The sequence below is a fragment of the Cutibacterium avidum ATCC 25577 genome (assembly GCF_000227295.1).
Classification (GTDB): domain Bacteria; phylum Actinomycetota; class Actinomycetes; order Propionibacteriales; family Propionibacteriaceae; genus Cutibacterium; species Cutibacterium avidum.
The window spans coordinates 62,023-87,028 of record NZ_JH165054.1 but is presented as its reverse complement, the minus strand read 5'-3'; the positions used below and the strand labels follow the sequence as shown (position 1 = coordinate 87,028).

The following is a 25,006-nucleotide window of genomic DNA, read 5'->3' as shown; positions in this document are numbered from 1 at the left end:
GAACCCGAACCCTCCTACGCCGTCCACAGATCAACGTTGCGCGTGCGGCACTCCTGCACCAGATTCGTCTTCAACTCGTCATTGCCCTGGAATGCATCCTCCAGAACCACCAGACGCTCCGGCTCCTCACCGACAAGAGCGCGCAGCTGGTCCAGTGTCGGCTGGGTGTGTTCATCCAAATAAGCCAGCACCAGGCCATCAGCCACACTGAACACGCTTAAGCCCGCGACCTCAACAGTTTCGATTTTCTCCGTCAACGAGAACCCCAGCTTCAAGAGCACCTCGGTCAGGAGCGCCTCGGGACGGGCATGATCATCAGCCGAGTCAGCCAAGTCGGCAAACAAACCGACTAGCTCGTCTTCAGAGAGTCCAGAGTCCGCCCTCCACTTCGTGAAGTTAGTGTCCACAAGCTTGTAAGCGCGGAAACCAACATCGAGGGAATCTGGGCGACCATCAAGCTTGCTTGACTCCTCCTCAAGGATCTTCTCTCCCGCACGGCGGATACGCTCGCGCGAGATATCAGCAATTGTTTCGAATCCAGCTACGTGAGCGTCAGGCTTCTCCTCCTCTAGCGGCTCTGGTAGCTGTACTGAGATCGTTTGTCGGTCGCCTCCATCCCTAGAATTGAGTGCCATCACCGCTTCAGCAGTGGTTCCTGAACCCGCAAAAAAGTCCAGAACTGTGCCCGGGGCCACTAGTGAAACCAGGTACTCTATAAGGCTTGTCGGCTTTGGGTACGAAAAGTAATCTCCCCCCATGAGTTCTTTGAGCTGCGAAGAAGCTTCTTCATTCGTACCCACAGGCACACCGAACCTGCTTTTAGTTCTATTCGGTGCCGAAGAATTAGTGAAGATTACTTGCCTCGGGGATTCGTTCGAGGCTTTGCCTTCAGAATAGACCGCTCGAATGGCGAAGTTCTTTGACTTTACCCAATAAGTTGTCCCCTTTTCGGCCTCTGCCAAGACGGTCTCGCGCGACCATCGAGACCGAAATTTCAGCTCGAACGAATTCTCATTCCTTCCCTGCTTAACCACAACCGGGGTGCGCAATGAGTACTTTTGATCGGATGACTCAGCATAGACCCCGTCAGGGATATTAAACTTCGTTGATCCAGCTGGGAATAGCAGTGTATTCTCTGGATTTGAGGCATTGTACAGGGGCGCGTCTTCGAATTCAGTCTTTGAGAACTCGACAAGCAGCTCTTTTTTGCTGCCTTGCGGGTCAAATAATTGCCGGGCGTAACACAGAATGAAATCGTGATTTGAGTAGGAGTTTACTTTCTGACGCCCGAAGTGCTGGGATTTTTCCCAAATGAAACTTGCAATGAAATTGTGCTCGCCGTAAATTTCATCACAAATATCTTTTAGTCGCGACTGTTCTTTATCCCCAATGCTTATGAAGATGACACCGTCGTCGGCTAGGAGATTCCGAGATGTTTTGAGTCTTGGATACATCATGTTGAGCCAGTTCGAGTGAAAACGGCCAGCTGATTCGGAGTTCGTAGAAAGTTTGCCGAGTTCGTCGGCTTGACCCGCAAGCTCCAAGTATGAGCCAATTGAGTCAGAGTAATCATCGCTGTACACGAAATCATTGCCCGTGTTGTAGGGCGGGTCGATGTAGATCATTTTGATCTGCCCGTAGTAGTGCTTCTGCAAGACCTTGAGGACTTCGAGGTTGTCACCCTCGATGAACACGTTTTGGGTGGCGTCCCAATCTACAGAGTTCTCTTTGTCGGGCATCAGGGTTGCCGTCGTCGGTGTTTGCGCCGCTCGGATGGCTTGTGCCTTGCCGGGCCAGGTCAGACCGAACCTCTCACGGGCGTCATCAACATCGACTCCGAGGATGATTTTGAGCTTACCGATGTCAACTTTCCCGTCGGCCACGATCTCTGGGAACAGTAGAGCGAGTTTGTTCGCTGCCTCTGTCGTGAAATCGGGTGTGGTGCCCGGGACTTGATTGATCGTATCTGACATGAATTGCTCCGTTGCTTAGAAGATTGAAGTCTGGGGGTCGCTATGCGTGCTCATGGTTTTCACCGCATGGATCGCTGCGCGATGTAGCTAGGGCGATTTGTTCCAAGCTGCAATCGAGTGCTTGGCAGATGCGGGCGAGGACGTCGGTGGTGACGTTGCCGTCTCTGCCGAGTTTGGCGATGGTGGCTGGTGACAGGCCTGCGGCGTGGCGTAGATCTTCGCGGGTCATGTCGCGGTCGATGAGGAGTTTCCATAGTGGTTTGAAGGTGATGATCACGGTTGGTCGTCTCCTGCATCGGTTTGGTCGGTTTCTAGGTTCCAGGTGAAGCCGTAGAGGGCTTCGGTGCCTTCGTCGAGGTGGATGATGTGGTTCTCAGCAACGGCGTCTTCGGCTCCGGTGCCGTAGGCCTTGGTGGCGTCGAAGGAGAAGAACACCTGCTTGGGTTCATTCGCGCCGCTAGTAAGCGTGCTGCTGTGGGCGTAGATGGTGAGCAACTCGTGGACGGGCGCGAAGGCGACGGGTTTGATGATCGCCGAGTCGTGGATGAGGAACGGCAGCGGTGTGCTTTGCAGGACGGCAAGGTCAAACACGATGAGGTTCTTGGCCTTGGCACCCGAGCCGGTGTCCCCGTTGTGGTCGAACGTATAGGAGACGCCTTTCGCTGCGGCCTTGAACGTGAACAGTGGGCTCTTGCGATGCTGCTGCGGGTAGAGCGCATCATTGGCGGTTTTAATCTGCGTGTTGATCGCGTCTGTCAGATGCCCGAGCGTCTGCGGGATGGCCTCATCGATCTCATGTTTGAGCTGTTTGCGTTCCTTCTTGAGTTCCTCGTTGTGGTCGAAGGCACGGATTTGCTCTTCGAGTCGGTCGATCCGGGCTTGCAGCTGGGCGGACTGGTCGTAGACCTCATCATCGAGCTGCACGGATTTTCCGAGCGCCAGGATCTTGGCTTTCAAGTTGTCGATGGCGACCTGCAACTCGGCTGCTTGCGCCTGGTAGTGGCGCTGCTGCTCGCGGAGCTGGTCTTCGAGGATACCGGTGAGCTGGTGGTGGTAGTACTCGATGGTTTCTAAGGATTCACGGTTCGCGTGGGGGAAGAACTCGTAGAACTCTTCCAGGTCACGGGTGGTGATCCGGGTTTGCCCTGCGAGGGTGGCGTTGACGATCGTGAGTCTGCTGTTGATCTCGTCGAGCTGCTGTGTGAGCGGTCGCAGTTCGGAGCGGCGCAGCGCCTGCTCCTCCCTGGCTCTCCGCTCGGCTTCGAAGAGATCAAGGTCGGCGTGGGTTCGCAGCTGTTTCGCTTCGCTACGAGCCTGGAGGAGTTCTTTCTGGGCGGCGGTGCGTTCCTTCTTCGTCGTGAACTTGATGTAGCTGGAGTACTTGCCTTTCGCCATCGCATTGAGAGCGTCGACTTCTTTGCGTACCTGGTCGTAGCGGGATTGGATCTTCTCGATCTCCTCGTACGCGCCGAACAGTCGCAGGAGTGCTTTCGCGCCTTCGATGTCGTTGGCACGTGCGGCTGCGGCCAGTGGCCGATCCAGGAGCGCCATATCGCGTTCATCGACGCGACTGAATCGTCCGACCAGTTCACGCCAGGTGCCGCCGGTTTCCCCGAGGCCGTACTCGTCGAGCAGGAACTGCTGATACTCGGCCAGGGTGAGGTCTTCGACCATCTCCTGCCAGTCGGCGTCGTGATAGCGGGTGACGAACCCGGGCCGGTCGGTGGCACGGACGAAGTGTTGATCCGTACCGGTCAGTCTGAGGGTGAAGTGAATGGCGTGGTGGCCGACGGCTTGCGGGAGTCGTACAGCGTCCGAGTTCAGGAAGTCGTTCCCGGCGTAGATGAAGTCGATGATTTGGAGCAGCGTGGATTTGCCGATCGAGTTTTGTGCTTGGTCGGCACCTTCAACAATGTTCACCCCGGCATGCATGGTGATGACCGGACGCGGCTCGCCGTTGCGGTGGAATGCCGGTGACCAGAGCCTAGTGAGCACGACTAATCAGCCCCTCGTTGGCATCCAGGTCGAGCACCCCAAGGGTGAGCAGGAGGGTGAGGGCCTCGATGAGGTCTTCGGTGTGCAGCTTGTCGGCGAGGCGGCGCTGCACGTCAAGAACCGGTACGGATTCGGTGCCGAGGGTCTTGAGAATGGTGACAAAGTCCGCGAGCACGGTCTCGTTGAACCGGTAGAGCTTGTTGGGAAGCCTGATCATGCCAGTACCGGCCTCCTTGGTTTGAACAGTTCACAGATCTGGGTCAGGAACGAGACGACCACCCCGCAGGCGTAATCGTCGATGTTCGTGTGCTGGTGAATCCATGCAGTGAGCCGGGTCCAGATCTCGTCCTGGCTCAGACCAGCGTCGGCCAATACTCGCCAGGCACCCCAAATGTCGTCACGCATCCGTTCGAAGTCGAGTTGTCCTGCCTCCTGGAGGGCTTTCGCCGTCTGGCGCACCCTGGTCTCGTAGATGCTCATGTGGTCACGGACGCGCCGCACCAGTTTCGTATCGGCGAGCTTGGCTTGCATCGGCATCACGTCATAGGTGACGTCCGGGGCAAGGTCTTCGACCGGGAGGTTATGGATCGCCTTGAGCAGTTCGGCGATCTTGCCGTCCAGGCCGAGCGGCACGAGCCCCTCATCGATCCGGTCGCTCAGCGACCAGAGCCGGTTCTGCTGCCGCAGCCTGTCCACATCGGTCGACGTGTGGGCGAGCTCGTATTTCTCGGCACACGGTTTACACAGCGCGGCGAAGTCGTCTGGGCCGTACTCGTCACCGTCAGCGTCGAGGAACACCATCTCGTAGGAGTCGGCCTGGTGCCCGTGCGCGATCACCCTCAGCGGAGTTCTGCATTCCGTGCAGCCGCGCGAGCGAGCCACCACGAGTTTCTCGTACTTGACGCGGGCAGCTTGGATAGCGATCTGCGTCAGCACCTGCTGCTTGCCGTGGTCTGTGCTGGCTTTCGCGTGAACGATCTCCACGAGTAGACGCGCCACGTCGGCGGGGAAATGGTCAAGACGAACCTGCTCACCGTAGGCGGCAATGTTGTCCGTGATCAGCTGTTGGGTCTCTAGCTCCAGCTCGTCCAGGACGGTCACGAAGTTCTTGATGCCCCACCGGGCAGTGATCGCTTTCGCCAGTTTCTTCGTGAACGCGCTATCACGGGATGCCATCGATTCCAGCGTCGAATCAGACGGCAGCGTGGAGGGGTCGTTCCGCGTCGCCCATTCGGCTTCGGTGACGTTGGTGAACATCGAGATCAACTCGCGCAGATAGGGCGCTCGTGACAATCCTCCAGGCACGGCGGGCTGTAGCGCATCGGCGAGCTCGAAGAACTTCATCATCCTCCTACCCATCGAGTCTCATGGTTTCTCACGACAGCCCCTCACGTTTTCTCACAGTTCAGCAGACCCCGATTTCTAGCCTGAAATCAGGTATTTGGAGTACACCATGCCGGATCGCGTTCGTGAAGAACTTCTTCACATGTTACCGCAGAGGGCGCTAGCACGTCACAACGACACGAGCGCGAGCCCGACGTGACGTACTCCGTCGCCGGTAGCTGGAACCAGCTGCCGCACATACCTACAGGTGAGGCTGGCGCAGTCGACGGCAACGGCCTCACCGGGCGACTCGACCGCACCTGTGGTCGGGGCTCCTACAACGCCGAGCTGTGATCGAGCACGGTGGTCAACCGTCAATCGGGAGATCCGTTCGAGGCACGTCGGCAGGCATCTATTCGTAGGTGCCCGCCTTCGCTGTCCCTTGAATGCCTCCCGGCTGACCGGCACAACTTCATACCTCTGAACGGGTCTCCCTTCACATCGAAGGGAGCCCACCGTGGCTACACCTACTTCTCAACCACAACCTCGCCCGTACGCCAGCCGCTGCAAGACCGACTCGAACGGGCAGGAACACTGGCACCTCTATGTGCCGTCCGCCAAAGGGTGGGCATGGATCGAACTGCTCGACCTGCCCGCACCCGACGAAGCCCTCCGAGACATCGAGCCCGAAGCATACGCCCGCAGCTGTGCCCAGGCGAAGCTGCTGCGTAACCAGCTCCTCGATCCAGACTACGTCGACCCGTGGAAAGAAGAATGGTGCCGGGCAGCCTACGTGCTCTACCGGCAGCACCGTAACGCGGTCAAACGCAACGACACCTCCTATTCGGACTGGCAAGACGCGCTTGCGGCGGGTCGAGAGCTGTACGCCAACCAGGTCGTCGATCCTGAAGAAGCATTCCTCGAAGCAGAGGAAGCCGCCCAGTCGCGGCGGGTGCTTGCCGAGATCTTGCTGTCGCTGACTGATCAGCAGCGCAAGTATCTCACCTTGTCACTGGGCGAAGAACTCTCCTACGCGGATATTGCCCGCCTGGAGCATCCCGACGCTGACCAGGCCGAGATCAACAAGCTGGCAGATGCCGTGCGCAAGAGCGTCACCCGCGCACGTGACCGCATTCATAAGAAGTTCGGGCACACCCGTCCGGATCTCGAGTCCCTCGGGGGCGTATAGGTGCAAGCCCCACCAACGGCAGACGGCTTGCGGAACCTATCAGCTCTCCAGAAAGGGGAAACACTCATGGTGGGAAAGCACAAGCTTCGCATCAACCTCTCCGACGAGCCCGCCGCCGATGCGCTCGTCTCCACCCGCACAGTCAGCCTGCGCGAACGCCTCCTGGCCAAGCTCCTGGGCCGTAAGCAGCGCGTCACCGTGCTCGTGCCAGGAAACCAAGTCGGCTCCGTCGAGATCGTGGAACCAGCCGACGAGCCGATGGCAATGGCAGACGCGGTCGGTGTCACCAGCGAGGGTGGTGAGTCCAAGTGAACGTCACCGACTCGAACAGGTTCATTGGCGCGCTGAACCGGATCGCTGAGGGCGTGGCGATGCTCGCCGCCGCGATCGAGGAGACCGCGTGGGGCTCATTTGAGGATCATGCCGGGATGCCTGGTGCGCGTCCGATCGCCGCCGCCGGGCTCGCCCAGCCCGACCTGGAAGAAGCGGCCGCCGAATACGAGGCCACCCACCGACAGGCACCCGAACCGACACCTGAGCCGGAGCCGGTGTCGCTGGCGCAGGTGCGTGGCGTCCTCGCCGGGCTCTCCAGCCAAGGCCTGACCGAGCAGGTCCGGGAACTGATTGTCGCTACCGGCGCAGACCGGCTCTCGGCAGTCGACCCGTCCAAGTACGGATGGCTGCTCGCCAAGGCGAAGGAGTTGTCCGATGCCTGACCAGCACGCGCTGCTCTCAGCGTCCGGTGCGCACCGGTGGCTGAACTGCCCACCCAGCGCCGTCCTCGAATCCCGCGAGCCGGACTCGTCGTCGGCGGCGGCCGAGCAGGGCACCGCCGCACACGCCCTGGCGGAGTGGAAGCTCCGGCGCGCCCTCCACCAGGCACCCGGCTTCAAGCCCGAATCGGACTGGATCGACGCCGAGATGGAGAACCTGACCGACGACTACGTCGCCTTCGTCCAGGAACACATCTCGATCGCGCGGGAGACCTGCGGTGATCCGCAGGTGCTGATCGAGCAGCGCCTCGACTTCTCCCACGTCGTGCCAGGCGGGTTCGGCACCGGCGACTGCCTCATCATCGCCGAACCCAAGCTGCAAATCATCGACCTCAAGTACGGGCAAGGCGTCCTCGTCGAAGCCGCACACAACCCGCAGCTCATGCTCTATGCGCTCGGCGCGCTGCGCACCTTCGGCGACCTGTATGACATCGAGACCGTGGCGGTGACGATCTATCAGCCGCGCCGGGACAACGTCGACACCTGGGAAACCAGCATCGCCGAACTCGAAGCGTGGGCCGAGACCGAGGTCAAACCGAAGGCCGAACTGGCTGCGGCAGGTGGGGGCGAGTTCTGCCCCGGCTCGTGGTGCCAGTTCTGCCGCATCGCACCGACCTGCCGAGCACGCGCCGAAGCCAACCTCGCGCTCGCTCAACACGAGTTTGCGCCACCGGCCGAACTGTCCGACAGCGAGATCGCCGAGGTGCTGGCTCGGTTGCCGTTGTTGAAGTCGTGGGCATCCGACGTGGAGGCCTACGCCCTCGCACAAGCGGTCAACCAGGGCAAGCACTGGGACAGGTTCAAGCTCGTCGCAGGCCGGTCGATCCGCAAATACACCAACGAAACCGCCGTCGCCGAAGCAGCTAAGGCTGCCGGCTACGCCGACATCTACGACCGCAGACTCATCACGCTCACTGCGATGGAACGCCTCATGGGCAAGAAGACCTTCAACGAGGTGCTCGGCGACCTCGTGGTCAAGCCCGTGGGGAAGCCGACGCTCGTGCCCGAGAGCGACAAACGACCCGCGCTGGAAATCCACAGTGCCGAATCCGAATTCACGAAATCCAACAAGTAACGAAGAGAAAGAAGAACAATCATGTCCAACCAGAATCCGACCCGTATCGTCACCGGCGAAGTCCGCCTCTCCTACGCGCACATCTTCGAGCCGAACTCGATCCAGGGAGGCAAGCCCAAATACTCGGTGTCGCTGATCATCCCGAAGACGGATACCGCCACCATCACCGCGATCAAGCGCGCTATCGACGCCGCTATCGACGCCGGTACGGCCAAGTTCGGAGGCAAGCGCCCGAACAAGGCGGCCCTGAAGCTGCCGCTGCGTGACGGTGACACCGAGCGCGACGACGAAGCCTACGCAAACAGCTTCTTCGTCAACGCGAACTCGCTGACCCCGCCACAGGTAGTCGACGAGAACGTCGCACCGATCCTCGACCGCTCCGAGGTGTACTCGGGCTGCTACGCCCGCGTCTCCCTGTCGTTCTACGCGTTCAACACGAGCGGGAACAAGGGTGTGGCGTGCGGGCTGGGCAACATCCAGAAGATCCGCGACGGCGAACCCCTCGGCGCAGGGCGCATCTCCGCTGAGTCCGACTTCGGCACCCCCGCCGCCGCCAGCGACGACTTCCTCAACTAAGGAGTTCATCGTGATGAAGGACTGCTTCATGGCGATCACCCTCGCTGTGTGGGTCTACGTCCTGATCCCCGTCGGCGTCGCGCTACTGCTGTCATGGATCGCCGACAAGCGTGAAGAACGACGCTTCGCCAAGCTTCTCGAAGAAGAACGAGCACGCGTGACGGCCAACGAGATCGCCCGCACTGAAACTGCACCCGAGTAAAACCATCACCTTGTGGAGGGGACTGCCGATCACGGTGGTTCCCTCCACATCTGTCCATGAAAGGACTGATCCATGCGCTCATTGGCCTGTGACCTCGAAACGTACAGCCCCGTCAACCTCACCAAGTCCGGCGTGTACCCGTATGCCGCCGATCCTGAGTTCGAGCTGCTTCTGTTCGGCTACAGCATCGACAGCGGCGACGTCCACGTCATCGACCTCGCCAGCGACCAGCAGCTGCCCGACGAGGTGCTCGCCGCACTCGTCGATCCTGGCGTGGTCAAGTGGGCGCATAACGCCGCCTTCGAGCGGGTCGCACTCTCGGCGTGGCTGCGCCGCCACCACCCAGACCTCCTCACTGAGGAGTTTCTTGATCCGGCGCAGTGGCGCTGCACGATGGTGTGGTCGGCCTACCTCGGTCTGCCGATGGGCTTGGATGCGGTCGGTGCCGCCCTCGACCTTGACGTTCAGAAGGACAGCGCGGGCAAGAAGCTGATTCGGCAGTTCTGCGCCCCGGCAACACCCAGCGTGTTGAACGGTGGCGGCACCCGCAACCTGCCCGCATCCGATCCAACCGGCTGGGCGCAGTTCATCGAGTACAACCGACGCGACGTCGAAGTCGAACTCGCAATCCACGACCGGCTCTCCCTGTTCCCGATGCCCGAAGTCGAATGGGACGCCTACGCCCTCGACCAGGCCATCAACGACACCGGCATCAACTTGGATCGCACCCTCGCGGACGCCGCCGTCGCCCTCGACGACGAGCACCGAGCTGCCACGTTGGCGAGAGCGCAGGAGCTGACCGGGCTGGAGAACCCGAACTCTCCCATCCAGTTGAAGAGGAATGGCTCACCACCCACGGTTGCGAGGCGCCATCCCTGGCGAAGACTGATGTTGAAGCCGCCCTCGACACCGCGTCTGGTGTCGTGCGGGAAGTGTTGGAGCTGCGCGGAGACCTCGCAAAATCCAGCGTGAAGAAGTACCAGGCCATGCACAACGTCGCAGGCAGCGATGGGCGGGCACGAGGCCTCATCCAGTTCTACGGCGCAGGACGCACCGGCCGATTCACCGGACGCCTCGTCCAAGTACAGAACCTGCCCCGAAACTACCTGCCCGACCTCGACCAAGCCCGCACCCTCACCCGGCAACGCAACCTCGATGCCCTCGAGCTGCTCTACGACTCGGTGCCCGACACGCTGAGCCAGTTGATCCGTACCGCCTTCATCCCCAGTGCTGGGTGCCGGTTCATCGTCGCCGACTACTCCGCGATCGAAGCCCGCGTCATCGCCTGGCTCGCCGGAGAAACATCCACCCTCCAAGCATTCCGCGACGGCAAAGACCTCTACTGCGAAACCGCGTCGCGTATGTTCGGCGTGCCCGTCGAAAAACACGGTGTCAACGCCGAGCTTCGCCAGAAGGGGAAGATCGCCACGCTGGCCTGTGGTTACAACGGCTCCGTCGGAGCACTGAAGGCGATGGGTGCGCTGCGGATGGGTTTGGCCAGACATGAGTTGAAACCGATCGTCGATGCCTGGCGGGCAGCCAACCCCCACATCGTCCAGTTGTGGGCAGACGTCGAGCAGGCCGCGCTCGATGCGATCACTACCCGCAGTACCGTCCGGCTGCGCGACCTGCGTTTCTCGGTCGAGTCGGGCATCTTGTTCATCACCCTGCCCTCGGGCAGACGGCTGGCGTATGTGCAACCGAGGCTGGGTGAGAACCGGTGGGACGGCACGTCAATCACCTACAGTGGTGTCACCACGGGCAGGAAGTGGGGTCGGTTGGAGACCTACGGAGGGAAACTCGTCGAGAACATCGTGCAAGCCACAGCTCGAGATCTGCTTGTCCACGCGATGGGGCTCGTCGCCCGTGCGGGGCATCGGATTGTCATGCATGTCCACGATGAGATTGTCATCGACGAACCCATCGGCTCCAGCTTCACCGTGGAGCAGGGGTGTCAGTTCATGGCCGCCCCACCCGACTGGGCCGACGGACTCCCGCTAGATGCCGATGGGTATGAGTGCTCGTACTATCGCAAGGACTGAGGACGGTGTAGAGCTAGTGGTCGGCGGTGAGTAGCTCCTTCGGCATTTCGCCGTAGCGAGCTGGGGTTGCGATGCCTGCGGCGAGAAGGGCGTTCGTGGCAAGGATCGGCTCGACGCGGTTGGCAAGCCAATCCTGCTGGATACCGGTCTTGGTGGCGACTTGGTCAAGCGCTACGAAGATCTTGTAGATCGAGTGATCGTTGAACTGGCGGTGGTCTCGCTTGGCTCGTCGGGCGATGTTGGTCAGGAGCCCTGGACGGTCGAGAACAGAGTGGTTCCACAGCTTTGCACAGTGCGCGTTGCGGTTGCGCAGGTAGACGAATGATCGGATTTGGCTAGGCAGCGTAGTTGGAGATACGTTCATCGAAGCTGCCATGTCGTGCAGCACTCCGGACTTGCTTGAAGCCTCAATAAGCCTGGACAGGCTGCCAAACGAGAAAGCCTCAACTGCTACCCAAATCGGCATCCGCGCGTATGCCTTGGTGCTGTAGGCGTTGCCCGTCTCGATCTCATCACGATAGTGAGACACAAAGGTCTCCTTACTGCGATCCAGATTCGACAAGGCATGTTCTTCGACACGTGCGGCCCCGGGATCAGGCGACTGCGTGAACCCATCGCCGCGAGCGAACGATCCGATCGCTCCGACACGCTGTGCGTAGTAGTACGCGAACCTGGTTCTGAGGAGAACCTCGATCGGGTGGAGCACTTCGTCACACACCGCAACCAGGTCTTGTTCGGTTTCGTAGAGCCGCTGAATCACTTCAAAGGATGAACCGTCGAGGAAGCGATTGTTGCCCGCCATTGGGTCAACTTGCCAGTAACGAAAATATCCCGAAAGACGGTAGTAGTTCACGCGAGAGAGGAACTCGGCTGCTGATGCGGTGTCAGTGACGGTCAAACCGCGTTCTTGAAGCAGTTTGACTTGTTCGTCGTAACTGAGCCAGCGCTTGACCATGAGCTCCCTAAAAAGTGAAAAGGCCCCGGCCATTTGTGCATTGTCCCTTACGGGACAAGAGGCCTGACCGGGGATCTATCATCTCCTACGGTACGTCAACGTGGCCGTCTGGTCAACATCACGTGCCGAAGTCGGCATCTCCACATTAGAGATCCAGCCCACTCCCGACAGGGGTCGAGTCGAGCTGAACGGTTACCCACAACCTAGCCGGGTTCATGCCGGGACTCCAGCGACGCGGGTCGTGTCAAGGCTGCCACAGCGATTCTCCGGTGACCCGTCCGGATTCGCCGGCGCTCGGGGGCGTATGGGCGAGAGCCTTCCTCACGCCGCGTCCGGTTTCGGTGCCTGCCGTGCCTGACAGGTGAGAGCCTGGCGCATCCCGCGCCCGCGATTGTCTACCCGGCTCTCAGAAAAGGAGCCGGTCATGGCTACCGCGCTACAAGCGTTCACCAACCACGAGTTCGGCACGATCCGAACCATCACCTCGGGCGGGCAGATCCTGTTCTGCGGCAAGGATGTCGCCACCGCCCTCGGCTACACCAACCCGAGCAAGGCACTTCAGGATCACTGCAAGGGGGTTCCGTTTCGTTACCCCCTTCAAACGCCTGGTGGTATTCAGCAGGTCAGGTTCATCAGCGAGGGCGACCTGTACCGGCTGATCGTCTCCTCCAAGCTGCCCGCCGCCCGGCAGTTCGAGGCGTGGGTGTTCGACGACGTCCTCCCGTCGATCCGCCGTCACGGCATGTACGCCATCGACGAGCTTCTGTCCGACGACGAGTTTCTGGAGCAGGCGATCGCCACTCTGCGGGCTGAGCGGGCCAAGCGGCTCGCCGCCGAACAAGCCCTATTGGAGGCGGCACCGAAGGTGTCCTATTACGACGTGGTGTTGGCGTCGCCCTCGCTGATCACCACCACCGAAATCGCCAAGGACTACGGCCTGTCGGCGAAGAAGCTCAACCAGATTCTGCGCGAGGAGCAGGTGCAGTTCCATCAGTCCGGCCGCTGGTTCCTCTACGCCAAGTTTGCTGAGCAGGGCTACACCCAGTCCAAGACGCACGAGTACGACAAGGGCAAGACCCGCACCCACATGTACTGGACGCAGAAGGGACGGCTCTTCATCTATGACCTGTTGAAGAACACCCGTGGCCTGCTGCCGCTGATCGAGCGTGAAGGTGAGGACGCCCGATGACCACCACCCTCGACGTCGGAATCCCGAAGAAGAACATCGAAGGATACCCCGACCCCACCTGCTACAAGGCGCTGAAAGAAATCCAACGTGCCGAGTACGGGTACCGACCCTTGGTCTACATCTGCTCACCCTATTCGGGCGACGTCGAGGAGAACGTGCGCCTGGCTCGCCGGTTCAGTGCGTTCGCGGTGTCAGCAGGCCAGATTCCGTTGGCCCCGCATCTGCATTTTCCGCAGTTCATGGATGACACCGACCCGGATGCCCGGGAGCTGGCGATGTTCTTCAACCGCATCCTGCTGTCGAAATGCGAACAGCTGTGGGCCTACATCGGACGTGTGTCGGCGGGGATGCGTGCCGAGATCGACTGGGCCCAGCAGATGGACATCCCGGTTCGCTTCTTCGACGCCGACTTCCAGGAGGTGCACCCCGCATGACACCGTTCACCCTGTGTGCCGCCACCAGCAGCGGCAACCCGCACAACAACCACTACCCAAACCACAATCAGGTCACCGGCACCGCTGACTTGGAGCGGCTGGCGCGTCTGGATCATGTCGCAGCCACCTACACCGGCGACCGGCGCTCCTCAGCAGGTTTCATCTCCTCGGACTGCGTGGTGATGGACATCGACAACGACCACACCGAGGAATCATCCGACTGGGTGACACCGGAGAAGCTCGGCGAGTTGATAGCGGGTGTGGTGTTCATGACCGCGACCTCCCGCAACCACCAGAAACCGAAAGGGATGGTGTCGGCCAGGCCGCGTTTCCACGTCTGCTTCCCAATCAACCCAGTCACGGATGCAGAAGTGTATGCGGGGTTGAAGCGCCGCCTCGCCGGACGGTTCGGTTTCTTCGACCAGCAGGCGTTGGATGCCGGACGGTTCATCTACGGCACCCCCAACCCTCACATCACCGTCCACAACGGCAACCAGCTACTTGACGCCTGGCTGGACGAGGCCGACGAGATCGACGTGTTCGCAGCGTTCGACGCCTCCACCCAGGTGATCGGGGAAGGCTCCCGCAACGCCACCCTCTCCCGCTTCGCCGGCCGCGTACTGATCCGCTACGGCCAAACCGCACAGGCCCGTGACCTGTTCGACCGCAAAGCATCCCTGTGCGAACCACCGTTGTCGAGCCACGAGCTGGAGTTGATCTGGAACAGCGCGTGCCGGTTCGCCGCCAAGGTCGAGGCGCAGCCGGGTTATCTGTCGCCGGAAGCCTACGCGCAGTTGACGAGCCTGCGGCCGGATGATTTCACCGATGTGGGGCAGGCATCCATGCTGACCGCAGAATACTCGTCACGTCTGGCGTTCACGGAAGCTACAGACTGGCTCGTCTACGACAGCGGCGTGTGGTCTGAGTCTGCGCCTGCTGCGCAAGGCATCGCCCAGGAACTGACCGACCGGCAACTCGCCGAGGCCGGCCACCTGCTAGAAAAGGCCCGCGACGAGCTCGCGGTGACGGGCGCGGATGCGGTGCTTGCAGCCGCATCGTCGAAAGCGAAAGCACTCGCCAGTTTCACCTCACCGCAGCGGGCCGCCTACCGGGCATTTGAGGATGCGAAGACCTACGAGGCGTTCGTGTTGAAACGCCGCGAGTCCCGGGCGATCACCTCCTGCCTGCGGGAAGCGCACCCGATGTTGCTGACCACCCCAGACCGGCTGGATGCCAACCCGTACCTGCTGAACACGCCTGGTGGCACGTGGGATCTGCGTGACGGCACCCGCCGCGACCATGACCCGCTGGATCTGATCATCCGCCAAACCGCCGTCGACCCCGACAACGAGGGCGCGGATGTCTGGGAGGAAGCGCTGGACGTGTTCTTCCAATCTGACCCGGAGTTGATCGGGTATGTGCAGCGGATCGTCGGCCTGGCCGCGATCGGGAAGGTCATGGTTGAGGCGCTCGTGATCGCCTACGGGGATGGTCGTAACGGCAAGTCCACGTTCTGGAACACGATCGCCCGCGTGCTCGGCAGCTATGCGGGCAACATGTCCGCCGACGTGCTCACCGTTGGCGGGAACCGGAACGTCAAACCTGAACTCGCCGAAGCGAAAGGTAAACGGCTCATCATCGCCGCCGAGTCCGAAGAAGGCGTGCGCCTATCCACCTCCACGGTCAAGCAGCTCGCCTCCACCGATCAGATCTACGCGGAGAAGAAGTACAAGGCCCCCTTCGCGTTCACTCCGTCCCACACCCTCATCCTCTACACCAACCATCTACCGCGTGTGGGTGCGATGGATGCGGGCATCTGGCGTCGCCTGATTGTGATCCCGTTCAACGCGGTCATCGAGGGCAACTCGGATGTGAAGAACTACGCCGACCACCTCTACGAGACCGCCGGGGGCGCGGTGCTCGCCTGGATCATGGACGGCGCACGCCTGATTCACGCCGAGGACTACCGGCTCAACCCACCACGCCAGGTGGTCGAGGCCTCAGCCGCCTACCGGGAGGACAACGACTGGTTTGCCCAGTTCCTCGACGCCCGCTGCGAGGTGGACCCGTCCCTATCCGAACGGGCAGGTGACCTGTACCAGACCTACCGGGCGTGGGCACTGTCCACCAGCGGGTGGGCGCGTCCCATGGTCGACTTCAACGCCACTCTCGAACAATCCGGGTTCGAACGACGCAAGTCCAAGCACGGCATGTACGTCTACGGACTGGCTCTGACCAGCGAGTTCAACAGCTAAACCCGATGAGGGTGACGACCGGTGACGATCGGTATTGAACTATTACTAAGGCCATAAAAATATCGCCTTCAGAAAAGTTCAGATCCACCCGTCACCAGTCGTCACCCCGTGGAAAACCACTCAAGGAGTGACCATGAACGAACACCACATCGAAGCCCAGCTCAAAAAGGCCATTGAAGCCTCCGGGGGCTTGTGCTGGAAGCTTGTCTGCCCTGGAACCACGGGCGTACCTGACCGGCTATGCCTGATGGGGGGCCAGGTCGTCTTCGTCGAAGTCAAAGCCCCCGGCAAGAAGCCTCGGCCGATCCAGCGCCGTCGGATGAACCAGTTGCGCGCCCACGGCTTCACCGCGCTGGTTGTCGACTCGGTGGATGGCATCAAGGAGGTGCTTGATGCACTACCGGCCGCATAACTACCAGCAGACCGCCACCCGGTTCATTCTCGACGACGACGAGGCTGCCATCCTCCTGGGCATGGGACTCGGCAAGAGTGCAATCACTCTGACGGCGATCTGGGAGCTGCTGCTCGACTACTTCACCGTCAGCAAGGTTCTCGTGGTCGCGCCGTTGCGTGTCGCCCGCGACACCTGGCCTGCCGAAGTAGCCAAGTGGGACCACCTCCAAGGTCTATCGGTGGCAGTCGCTGTCGGCACCAAGCAAGACCGGCTGGCGGCACTCGCCAAGTCGGCGATGGTGACCGTCATCAACCGCGAAAACATCCCCTGGCTCGTCTCCCAGTTGGGTGAGGCGTGGCCGTTCGACATGGTCGTCATCGACGAACTGTCCTCGTTTAAGAATCATCGGGCGAAGCGGTTCACGGTGTTGGTGAAGATGCGCCCGCACGTCAAGCGCTGGGTCGGCCTGACTGGCACCCCAGCCTCCAACGGGCTGATGGATATCTGGGCGCAGTTCCGGCTCCTCGACGGCGGGGAGCGTCTCGGCAGGTTCATCACCCGGTACCGCGACCGCTGGTTTACCCCGGACAAGCGCAACGGGATGCAGGTGTTCACCTACAAGCCCCGCGAGGGTGCGGAGGACGAGATCTACGAGGCGATCGCCGACATGACGTTGTCGATGCGCACCACCGACCACCTCCAACTCCCACCACTGACCGTCACCACGACACCGGTGGTGCTCGGAGCCCAAGAACGAGTTGTGTATGAGCAGCTCAAGGCCGACCTGGTGGTTGATCTGGATGGGCAGGTAGTGGATGCCGCGAACGCAGCCGCGCTGTCGGGGAAACTGCTGCAGCTCGCCTCGGGCGCGATCTACGACGAGCATGGCGAGACGGTCGAGGTGCATGGGGCGAAACTCGACGCCCTCGAAGACATCCTCGAAGCCGCCAACGGACAAACCGTCCTCGTCGCCTACTGGTACCGACACGACCGCGAACGCATCCAGCGCCGCTTCCCGGACGCCCGCGAACTTAGAATATCGGCGGATATTGCGGCGTGGAACCGGGGCGACATCCCGCTCGGGCTGATCCATCCCGCGAGCGCTGGGCATGGGTTGAATCTGCAGGCCGGTGGGCACCTGCTCGTGTGGTTCTCGCTGACCTGGAGCTTGGAGCTGTATCAGCAGACCAACGCCCGGCTGTATCGGCAAGGGCAGGCCGATCCGGTCACCATCACCCACCTTGCCGCCACCGGCACCCTCGACCAGGCCGTCCTGGGTGCTTTGGAGGCGAAGGACATGACTCAGGCCGCGTTGATCGACGCGGTCGCCACCGAATTTTCAACCACCCTCAGGAAGGAGTCGTCATGCATGTGATGACCAAATACCTCGACACCCGCAAAGCCGCCATCAGCGCATTGCAGGACTTCGCCGTGATGGAGCAGATCATCGACACCACCGACGAGGCGATCAAGACCGCCTACACTGATGCGACCAGTCCGGGTTCGCCGAAGCTGGACGGTCTGCCGCGTCACACGGATCTGCATGCTGGGGAGATGCGTGTGGCGGCCACGTTGGATCGGATCGACATCTACCGTGCCCGCTACGGGCAGGCGCGTGAGTACATGGCGTGGTTCCTGCCCGCCTGGCAGCTGCTCACCGACGACGACAGGTTCGTCCTCGAAGCCTTCTTTCTCGGCGAAGGCTCTCAGGATGATGCGGTGCAGGCGGTGTGTGACCACTTCTACGTGGAGCGCACCAGCGCCTACCAGAAGAAGTCGCGTGCGCTGGGACGCTTGGCGTCGGCGCTGTATGGGCAGGCGGCGTGAACCCAGCCGCCAAAAGGTGTCAAGAACAGCGGATGCATTTACCGTTTCCGGCCTGCAATGATGTAGGTGGTTGAAAAGTAGGAAAAGCCCCAAGGCAAGCCCGGCGACAGGCTGGGAGCCTTGGGGCTTTGCCATGTCAGCGAAAGGAGCGTGCGGGATGCCGGTCAAGCCTGCGCGTCCGTGCTCCCAGCCCGGCTGCCCGAACCTCACCCACCAACGCTTCTGCGAAGCCCACGCCAAGGCCGAAGACGAACGCTACCGCAAGTGGCAGCGTGACCCGAAGATCAACCGGCGCTACGGTGTCCGCTGGCGCAAGATCCGCACCGCCTACATCACCGCCCACCCCTTGTGTGAGGACTGCCTCGCGACCGGCCGGTACACCCCGGCGCAGGAAGTCCACCACGTCATCCCGCTGGAGCACGGCGGCACCCACGACATGAGTAACCTCCGCAGCCTGTGTAAGCCGTGCCACTCCCGACAGTCGGCGCTCGACGGCGACCGATGGAGACAAGCACCCAGGGTCTACACCTACTGACATCTGCGCCACGTCGCCCGCTGTCGCGCCGAGACCGTGGAACCTCAGATTGCCGACCTCTACGCTGTTCGGCGGACACTGGGCAACTTCGCGGTGCTGGCGAAGGGGTTGGGGCCGTCTAGTCTCTACGACTCTTCGGCGGGTCAGCGGGCGGGGCCAACCGCGCGCAAAGTTTCCGAATCGAACGAGGTATTAACACTTCGTGGCTTGTCGGCAGTACCAGTGAGGGACGAATCTCTACTGATGCTTGCACGGTTTTCTTGCGCCATCCGTCCGGTTTTGGGTTTCCCAGGGACGTACAGATGAGGGCGGACAACTCCGGGGCAGCCAAACCGGTGTGGTGAATCCCTCCATGGCAGGCGTTTGTCTGCCGTGAGTTAACAACTGACTTCTAGAAGGAGGAATCATGGCAGATCAGATGGTGCTGAAAACACAGCAGTGGCTGAACGCAACTTTCGGCAATAAAACCGGCTTCGGCTCAGTCGAAGAGACCGGCAACACTGGCTGGGATACAATCAACGCGCTCATCCGCGCCCTTCAAATCGAACTCGGTATCACCGCTACCGCGAACAACTTCGGTACCGGTACACAAACACGGTTCACGAACCGTTGGCCCGATGGGATCAAGCAGACCAACGATGAGTCGAACGTGCATGGAATCATCCAGGGCGCCCTGTGGTGCAAGGGATACCGGGCCGAGTACGGCGGCATTACTCTTCAGTTCACCGACCACGTGGCAGACTCGATTGTTGCCCTCAAGTCCGACATTGGAATCGGTGGCACCAGTTTCCACGATCGACCTTGAGCTGATGATGGCACTGCTTTCGATGAAGCAGTTCCGGCTCCTCTCGGCCTATGGCGAGAAGCAAGCCATTCGTGATGCGCAGCAAGCGATCAACCGTGAGTACAAGAACTATACGGGCATCATTCCCACTGATGGCTTGTACGGGCGTGAAATGAACATGGCTCTAATCCAGGTACTCCAAGCAATCGAAGGGTACACACCTGCCGAAGCCACCGGGAATTTTGGTGCTGGCACTCGCTCCAAGCTACGGACAATTAGTAGCGGCGCTAACCAGTGGGTATGGCTAGCTACTGTGAGTCTGGTCAGTAACGGCTACTCAATCACGCCAACCAGCACATGGAATAGCGAAGTTGAAAACATATTGAGGCAGTTCCAGCAAGCACACGCTCTGCCAGTGACCGAGGTGGTTGATCCAACGACCTGGATGAGCCTTCTGACCTCTAAAGGCGACCCCAACCGTGCGTGTGTGGCTTGTGATACACGTTTCGAGATCACTGACGAACTCGCCGAGCACCTTAAGGCAGATGGTTACCTGATCGCGGGTCGCTATCTTTCAGAGCCTGGTCAAGAGGACGTAGCTGAATCAGACTACTTTAAGGCGCTACGCACGGGTGAGCTAGAACGCATCGTGAGTCATGGGCTGCAGTATTTCCCGATCTTCCAGGAGTACTCAACAGCGCTTAGGCACTTTACCGCCGATACTGGGCACCGTCATGCGAAGGAAGCCCAAGCCGCTGCCCAGCGACTTGGTGTGCCACCCACGGTCATCTACTTTGCAGTGGACTACGATGCCACAGATCCCGAAGTAACCAGCAACATCCTGCCCTATTTCAAAGCGGTCACGCAGAATCTTGGCGGCGGCTATCGAGTAGGCGTCTACGCATCGCGTAACATCTGCACTCGAGTAGCTCAGGCAGGCTACAGCGTGGCCTCGTTTGTTTCCGACATGTCCACCGGATTCTCAGGCAACCTCGGATTCCCGATCCCACACAACTGGGTCTTCGACCAGTTCCACGAAATCAGTGGATACCGAGGGAAATGGGATCTCGACCGGGTAGCATTTTCTGGACGGATCGCTGCGGTTGGATCGGTTCTATCCTCAGGCACGAATCCGCAGCCGACTGTGCCATATCAGGCACCTCCCGTGCCCAGCCTGAATGCGATTACGCCATTCACGCGGGTCTTACCGTTGATTCGAAGCCTAGAGGATGCATATTCTGATTATTCCGCAGGTGACTGGGCGAGTTATGCGACGCATCCAGACTATCGCCCTAGTGATATTGTGCCCGGTGTGCTGCGGTATCTAGCACGGGATTATTTGCAGCATTGGAAATTCTCCATCGCGGCAAGTACCTTCAACGATATTTCATTTGAGTTGTATCTGAAGAATTCGCACCCTGGACTGGTTAACAGTCTTGAACCCTACATTGGTGAGCAGAGAACACCGTTCACCGATACTCATCGGCACGGCAAGAACGATCTCGCCCATGGCCTACACTCTGTACTGCTACCTATACACAACCCTGACACCGGATCACTGGGCAGGCTGGGCAGGAGATCTTGCGACTGGCATGAATGACCTGCGTCGATATATGCAGGCACATCCTCATCTAAATCGCACGCGAGCAGCAAATGCTCTCATCGGAGCCGACCCAGATTACCCGGCAACGTACTTTATCAACGCTGGTATTGACACAAACGCGTTAGGAGTATCATGCAACTTCACTGATATCTGTGACGATGCAGACGCTATCGCATTGGTTCCTACGATTCAAGGACGCGGCAACAATGGCATCCGATCTCTGTCTGATTCCATGGAACAGTACTATCTGAGTATTGTCACCGCGAACCGCTACAGCGTCTACGAACATGACGGGCTTGACTACTCCTCAGTTGATTCGCTCTATGACACGACCTGGAGCAGAATGAACGGTGTCCTCGAGGGGTTCTACGGAGGGCTGCTTGAACTCGCTGGAAACTCTAGCCAGGAGGAACGGCAAGCGTGCGTGAGAGCGTTTGCTAACTACCTCTTCACTCGCTCTCACTAGAAGCACCTGACGCGGCAGGGGTGGCACTATCTGCGGTGCCGCCCCTGTTGGGCTTTGCGCTGCGGCGAAAACTGTAAAAGCGCCAAAAAACTGTTGCGCACGTAATCGTCATACCGAGACAAACCCACAAGAGGCCCTTGCTTTGCAGATACTCGATAAAGTCTCCAGGAGAAATGAATGCAGATGTGACGAAGGTGGAAGCAAGCGAGATACATACCATGGTGGGTAATTTCACTACACGGAAGGCGTCTGCAGTGGCAGCCACCCAGTGAATTGGAATAAACAGCAATCCAGTGCCAAACCCTAGAGCCAGTAACGCCCACGATATTTCAATAAAAGGGTTACTGGGTGGCGCTTCATTGCCGTATAGTTGGACGGGGTTCAAGCGCATCCACCAACCTATAAGCGGGGGTATCGAACAGATCAGCAAGTAACGCAAGTACTCGATTGCGCGAGTTCTGACTGACACATGCGTCTCCTCCTGCGCTCATGCGCGTTGAGCGATCCAAGCTGGTCGAATTCTACTGCCAGTTAATTCTAGCGATCACGTCTACTGTATCCAGCGGAGATGGCTTCATGTCTACAGACGGCACCAACCGAGGCGGCCGCCGCGTGCGTGCAGGCGCGAAACCAGACCCTTTGAATGAGAAGCTCGCCGCCGGACGACCCGCCACCCGCCTCGAAGACCCGCTGAACGAGCCGTTCAACTTCGAAGGCGGCGACATCGGTGCCGGTGCGGTGCTCGCCGGAGAGGCGATGCCCGAACCGTCCGACTACCTGTCCGAGATTCAGCGCGACGGCAAACCCCTCGGCGCAGATTTGGTCTACCGGGAGACGTGGCAGTGGCTCGACCAGCGCGGCTGTTCGCAGTTCGTGGCACCAAGGTTGATTGAGTCGTACGCGCAGGCGTTCGCCCGCTATGTGCAGTGCGAGCAGGCGATCTCCAAGTTCGGCCTGCTCGGCAAACACCCCACCACCGGTGCCGCCATCGCGTCCCCGTTCGTCGCCATGTCGCAGTCGTTTGGGAAGCAGGCGAATGTGTATTGGTACGAGATTTACGAGATCGTGCGCGCCACCTGCACCACCGACTACGCGGGTGTAGCGCCCGGCGACGAGGTGATGGAGCATCTGCTCAAAGCCCGCTCCTGACCGTCTTTCCTGCTGTTTGCGTCCATCCCCGAGCGGGGTGGGCGCTGTTTTTTCCGTCTGTGTTTCGTGGAAGCGAGTGTGCTCATGTCTCTTGTTCGTACTGCCGAGTCCGTGTGCGCTGGTCATCCGGACAAGTTGGCCGATCAGATCGCCGACCAGATCCTCGACGACATCCTCTTCGAGGACAAGGCTGCCCGGGTGGCAGTGGAGGTGATGGCCGCAGGCAGGCGGATCATCGTCACCGGCGAAATCACCACCGACCACCGCCCCCGCATTCGGGAGTCGGTGCGCACCGCCCTCGCGAAAGCCGGTTACAGTCCGCTCGGGTTCTTGATCTATGTGTGGACGCGCCGCCAATCCGGCGACATCAGCGCCGGAGTGTCCACCTCCCTGGAGGCACGCGGCGGCGACAGCTCGGCGTTCGCCTTGCAGGGGGCAGGTGATCAGGGCACCGTCTACGGCTACGCCACCAGTGAGACCCCCGAACGTCTCCCGTTGCCGCTTGTTCTCGCACACCGCATCTGCCGACGCCTCGACACCGCACGGGTCGACGGAACCATCGCCGGGATCAAGCCGGACGGGAAAGCACAGGTCTCGGTGCGTTACGACGACACCGGCACACCCATCGCGGTGGAGGCGGTTGTCGTGTCGGTGCAGCACGAGGCGGGCAAGGATCTGGCGGTGTTGGAGCGTGAGGTGCGCTCGTTGATTGTTGCCCCGGCTTGCCGGCCTTACCTGCCTGTCGACGGCGACACGGAGGTGCTGGTGAATCCTTCGGGCCGGTTCGTTGCGGGCGGGCCTCGCGCCGACACCGGGCTGACGGGTCGGAAGCTCATGGTCGACACCTACGGCGGTCTCGCGCCCCATGGTGGGGGTGCGTTCTCCGGTAAAGACCCCTCCAAGGTCGACCGGTCTGCGGCTTACATGGCGCGGCTGATTGCCCGGACGATCGTCGATGCCGGTCTGGCCGCTGAATGCCAGGTGGCCATCTCTTATGCGATTGGGAAGGCTGATCCGGTCGCCTTCAGTGTGGACACGCTCGGCACCGGCGAATACGCCGATCCGATCCTCACCCAGGCTGCGCGGGACGTGTTCGCGTTGCGGCCGGCCGGGATCATCGACGCCCTCGCCCTGCGTACACCCCGCTACAGGGATCTGGCGTTCTACGGGCACATGGGTCGGGAACAAACCTGGCGCTACGAGCGCGACCTACTGAAGGCGGTGGACACCCATGCACATCGAACAGCTACCCATCACTGAACTCACGCCCGCCGACTACAACCCGCGCAAAGACCTGAAGCCCGGCGACCCCGACTACGAAAAACTCAAGCGGTCGCTGACTGAGTTCGGATACGTCGAACCGGTCATCTGGAACCAGACCACCGGGCATGTCGTCGGCGGCCACCAGCGCCTCAAAATCCTCGAAGACCTCGGTGAAACAAGCGTCGACTGCGTGGTCGTCGAACTGGACGAGACGCGGGAGAAAGCGCTCAACGTCGCCTTGAACAAGATCAGCGGCGACTGGGACCAGGACAAACTCGCACTGCTCATCGCCGACTTGGATGCCTCCGATTTTGATGCGGAGCTGACCGGCTTCGACGACAACGAAATCCAGCAGTTGATCGGCTCCTTGGATGAGGACGACGTGGAGGACGACGACTTCGACCTGACAGCCGCCCTGGAAGCCGCCGCGTTCGCCCAGCGTGGGGATGTGTGGACGATTGGACGGCATCGCCTCGTCTGCGGCGACGCCACCCGCCCCGACGACGTCGCCACGCTCATGGATGGCAAGCGCGCCAACCTCGTGCTCACCGACCCGCCATACAACGTCGCTTTCGAATCGTCCGACGGCTTGTCGATCAAGAACGACAAGATGGGCGCGGACGCCTTCTACGAGTTCCTGCTCGCCGCCTTTACCCAGATCGCGGAAGTGTGTGAGAAGGGCGCATCGGCGTATGTGTTCCACGCTGATACCGAAGGTCTGAACTTCCGCCGTGCCTTCCAAGACGCAGGCTTCAAGCTCTCGGGCTGTTGTATCTGGGTCAAGGACTCGCTCGTGCTGGGGCGATCCCCGTACCAGTGGCAACACGAGCCCGTGCTCTACGGCTGGGTGAAGAACGGCAAGCACAAGTGGTATTCGGACCGGAAACAAACCACCGTCTGGAATTTCGCCAAGCCGCGCCGCAACGCAGATCATCCGACCAGCAAGCCGCTGGATCTGTTGGCGTATCCGATCGGGAACTCCACCCAGGCGAACGCCGTCGTGT

Annotated in this window: 29 protein-coding genes; 22 read left to right on the top strand and 7 right to left on the bottom strand. The window is 60.6% G+C overall.

The genetic code is table 11. The features are described 5' to 3' along the window. Positions 1-14 precede the first annotated feature (14 nt). From HMPREF9153_RS00440 to HMPREF9153_RS00420, 5 genes are read right to left on the bottom strand one after another with little or no spacing between them, the layout of a single operon-like run. Positions 15-1,973, bottom strand: coding sequence for a site-specific DNA-methyltransferase (locus HMPREF9153_RS00440; protein ID WP_004808656.1), 1,959 nt, complete (start codon positions 1,971-1,973; stop codon positions 15-17). 40 nt (positions 1,974-2,013) lie between these two features. After that, complete coding sequence (locus tag HMPREF9153_RS00435; protein ID WP_004808655.1) at positions 2,014-2,250, bottom strand: helix-turn-helix domain-containing protein; 237 nt, start codon at positions 2,248-2,250, stop codon at positions 2,014-2,016. Next, positions 2,247-3,968: a DUF2326 domain-containing protein gene (locus tag HMPREF9153_RS00430; protein ID WP_203335081.1), complete on the bottom strand. Its 1,722-nt coding sequence runs from the start codon at positions 3,966-3,968 to the stop codon at positions 2,247-2,249. The genes HMPREF9153_RS00435 and HMPREF9153_RS00430 overlap by 4 nt, the downstream gene beginning before the upstream one ends. Then, positions 3,958-4,185: an ABC-three component system middle component 7 gene (locus tag HMPREF9153_RS00425; RefSeq protein WP_004808653.1), complete on the bottom strand. Its 228-nt coding sequence runs from the start codon at positions 4,183-4,185 to the stop codon at positions 3,958-3,960. Before HMPREF9153_RS00425 ends, HMPREF9153_RS00430 begins: the two co-directional genes overlap by 11 nt. Next, complete coding sequence (locus HMPREF9153_RS00420) at positions 4,182-5,315, bottom strand: ABC-three component system protein (RefSeq protein WP_203335080.1); 1,134 nt, start codon at positions 5,313-5,315, stop codon at positions 4,182-4,184. The genes HMPREF9153_RS00425 and HMPREF9153_RS00420 overlap by 4 nt, the downstream gene beginning before the upstream one ends. A 192-nt stretch (positions 5,316-5,507) precedes the next feature. On the opposite strand from HMPREF9153_RS00420, the gene HMPREF9153_RS12095 reads away from it, so the two are divergent. The 9 genes from HMPREF9153_RS12095 (at position 5,508) to HMPREF9153_RS00385 (ending at position 11,148) form a co-directional block, all read left to right on the top strand. Further along, positions 5,508-5,645, top strand: coding sequence for a hypothetical protein (locus HMPREF9153_RS12095; RefSeq protein WP_004808651.1), 138 nt, complete (start codon positions 5,508-5,510; stop codon positions 5,643-5,645). A gap of 163 nt (positions 5,646-5,808) precedes the next feature. Then, a complete protein-coding gene (locus tag HMPREF9153_RS00415; protein WP_203335079.1) occupies positions 5,809-6,480 on the top strand; it encodes an RNA polymerase sigma factor sigma-70 region 4 domain-containing protein in 672 nt (223 codons plus the stop codon). 66 nt (positions 6,481-6,546) lie between these two features. Further along, complete coding sequence (locus HMPREF9153_RS00410; RefSeq protein ID WP_004808649.1) at positions 6,547-6,792, top strand: hypothetical protein; 246 nt, start codon at positions 6,547-6,549, stop codon at positions 6,790-6,792. Next, a complete protein-coding gene (locus tag HMPREF9153_RS00405) occupies positions 6,789-7,196 on the top strand; it encodes a hypothetical protein (protein WP_004808648.1) in 408 nt (135 codons plus the stop codon). The genes HMPREF9153_RS00410 and HMPREF9153_RS00405 overlap by 4 nt, the downstream gene beginning before the upstream one ends. Further along, on the top strand, positions 7,189-8,328 hold the full coding sequence (locus HMPREF9153_RS00400; protein ID WP_004808647.1) for a DUF2800 domain-containing protein: 1,140 nt from the start codon (positions 7,189-7,191) through the stop codon (positions 8,326-8,328). The genes HMPREF9153_RS00405 and HMPREF9153_RS00400 overlap by 8 nt, the downstream gene beginning before the upstream one ends. Positions 8,329-8,349: 21 nt before the next feature. Next, entirely contained in the window at positions 8,350-8,904 is a 555-nt protein-coding gene (locus tag HMPREF9153_RS00395; protein ID WP_004808646.1) for a DUF2815 family protein, read from the top strand. Between the two features lie 13 nt (positions 8,905-8,917). Continuing rightward, positions 8,918-9,106 carry a hypothetical protein gene (locus tag HMPREF9153_RS00390; RefSeq protein WP_004808645.1) on the top strand — a complete coding sequence of 63 codons (189 nt, stop codon included), beginning with the start codon at positions 8,918-8,920 and terminating at the stop codon, positions 9,104-9,106. A gap of 72 nt (positions 9,107-9,178) precedes the next feature. Further along, positions 9,179-10,078, top strand: a complete 900-nt coding sequence (locus HMPREF9153_RS12510; RefSeq protein ID WP_004808644.1) for a DNA polymerase family A protein — start codon at positions 9,179-9,181, stop codon at positions 10,076-10,078. Then, complete coding sequence (locus tag HMPREF9153_RS00385) at positions 10,030-11,148, top strand: DNA polymerase (protein WP_004808643.1); 1,119 nt, start codon at positions 10,030-10,032, stop codon at positions 11,146-11,148. The genes HMPREF9153_RS12510 and HMPREF9153_RS00385 overlap by 49 nt, the downstream gene beginning before the upstream one ends. 13 nt (positions 11,149-11,161) lie before the next feature. Here the strand turns inward: HMPREF9153_RS00385 and HMPREF9153_RS00380 are convergent, their stop codons facing one another. Further along, positions 11,162-12,136, bottom strand: a complete 975-nt coding sequence (locus HMPREF9153_RS00380; protein WP_004808642.1) for an Abi family protein — start codon at positions 12,134-12,136, stop codon at positions 11,162-11,164. Positions 12,137-12,527: 391 nt separating this feature from the next. Here HMPREF9153_RS00380 and HMPREF9153_RS00375 point away from each other — a divergent pair, with 391 nt between their 5' ends. The 10 genes from HMPREF9153_RS00375 (at position 12,528) to HMPREF9153_RS13000 (ending at position 21,590) form a co-directional block, all read left to right on the top strand. Further along, the gene (locus tag HMPREF9153_RS00375) at positions 12,528-13,292 is read left to right on the top strand and encodes a phage antirepressor (protein WP_004808641.1); all 765 of its coding nucleotides are present in this window, start codon (positions 12,528-12,530) and stop codon (positions 13,290-13,292) included. Beyond that, positions 13,289-13,726 (top strand): DUF7768 domain-containing protein, encoded by a 438-nt coding sequence (locus HMPREF9153_RS00370; RefSeq protein ID WP_004808640.1) that lies wholly within the window; start codon positions 13,289-13,291, stop codon positions 13,724-13,726. The genes HMPREF9153_RS00375 and HMPREF9153_RS00370 overlap by 4 nt, the downstream gene beginning before the upstream one ends. Continuing rightward, the gene (locus tag HMPREF9153_RS00365; protein WP_004808639.1) at positions 13,723-15,981 is read left to right on the top strand and encodes a phage/plasmid primase, P4 family; all 2,259 of its coding nucleotides are present in this window, start codon (positions 13,723-13,725) and stop codon (positions 15,979-15,981) included. Before HMPREF9153_RS00370 ends, HMPREF9153_RS00365 begins: the two co-directional genes overlap by 4 nt. 133 nt (positions 15,982-16,114) lie before the next feature. Continuing rightward, positions 16,115-16,393, top strand: coding sequence for a VRR-NUC domain-containing protein (locus HMPREF9153_RS00360; RefSeq protein WP_004808638.1), 279 nt, complete (start codon positions 16,115-16,117; stop codon positions 16,391-16,393). A gap of 61 nt (positions 16,394-16,454) precedes the next feature. Beyond that, complete coding sequence (locus HMPREF9153_RS00355; RefSeq protein WP_256998258.1) at positions 16,455-17,750, top strand: SNF2-related protein; 1,296 nt, start codon at positions 16,455-16,457, stop codon at positions 17,748-17,750. Beyond that, positions 17,741-18,202 (top strand): hypothetical protein, encoded by a 462-nt coding sequence (locus HMPREF9153_RS00350; RefSeq protein ID WP_004808636.1) that lies wholly within the window; start codon positions 17,741-17,743, stop codon positions 18,200-18,202. The genes HMPREF9153_RS00355 and HMPREF9153_RS00350 overlap by 10 nt, the downstream gene beginning before the upstream one ends. A gap of 157 nt (positions 18,203-18,359) precedes the next feature. Then, on the top strand, positions 18,360-18,737 hold the full coding sequence (locus HMPREF9153_RS00345) for an HNH endonuclease (protein ID WP_004808635.1): 378 nt from the start codon (positions 18,360-18,362) through the stop codon (positions 18,735-18,737). 406 nt (positions 18,738-19,143) lie between these two features. Further along, complete coding sequence (locus HMPREF9153_RS12505; protein WP_004808634.1) at positions 19,144-19,542, top strand: hypothetical protein; 399 nt, start codon at positions 19,144-19,146, stop codon at positions 19,540-19,542. Continuing rightward, on the top strand, positions 19,514-21,121 hold the full coding sequence (locus HMPREF9153_RS11650; RefSeq protein WP_238993133.1) for a glycoside hydrolase domain-containing protein: 1,608 nt from the start codon (positions 19,514-19,516) through the stop codon (positions 21,119-21,121). The genes HMPREF9153_RS12505 and HMPREF9153_RS11650 overlap by 29 nt, the downstream gene beginning before the upstream one ends. Next, positions 21,030-21,590: a hypothetical protein gene (locus HMPREF9153_RS13000; protein WP_493536006.1), complete on the top strand. Its 561-nt coding sequence runs from the start codon at positions 21,030-21,032 to the stop codon at positions 21,588-21,590. The genes HMPREF9153_RS11650 and HMPREF9153_RS13000 overlap by 92 nt, the downstream gene beginning before the upstream one ends. Here HMPREF9153_RS13000 and HMPREF9153_RS12090 read toward each other — a convergent pair. Continuing rightward, positions 21,574-21,981: a hypothetical protein gene (locus tag HMPREF9153_RS12090; RefSeq protein ID WP_024050012.1), complete on the bottom strand. Its 408-nt coding sequence runs from the start codon at positions 21,979-21,981 to the stop codon at positions 21,574-21,576. The genes HMPREF9153_RS13000 and HMPREF9153_RS12090 overlap by 17 nt on opposite strands. 185 nt (positions 21,982-22,166) lie before the next feature. Between HMPREF9153_RS12090 and HMPREF9153_RS00330 the strand changes: the two genes are divergently transcribed. The 3 genes from HMPREF9153_RS00330 to HMPREF9153_RS00320 all read left to right on the top strand — a co-directional run. Then, positions 22,167-22,739: a P27 family phage terminase small subunit gene (locus tag HMPREF9153_RS00330; protein WP_036979873.1), complete on the top strand. Its 573-nt coding sequence runs from the start codon at positions 22,167-22,169 to the stop codon at positions 22,737-22,739. Between the two features lie 84 nt (positions 22,740-22,823). Continuing rightward, positions 22,824-23,999 carry a methionine adenosyltransferase gene (gene metK, locus HMPREF9153_RS00325; RefSeq protein ID WP_036979870.1) on the top strand — a complete coding sequence of 392 codons (1,176 nt, stop codon included), beginning with the start codon at positions 22,824-22,826 and terminating at the stop codon, positions 23,997-23,999. Next, a partial coding sequence (locus HMPREF9153_RS00320) for a site-specific DNA-methyltransferase (protein WP_004808629.1) occupies positions 23,971-25,006 on the top strand: 1,036 nt, incomplete at its 3' end. The genes metK and HMPREF9153_RS00320, both read left to right, overlap by 29 nt.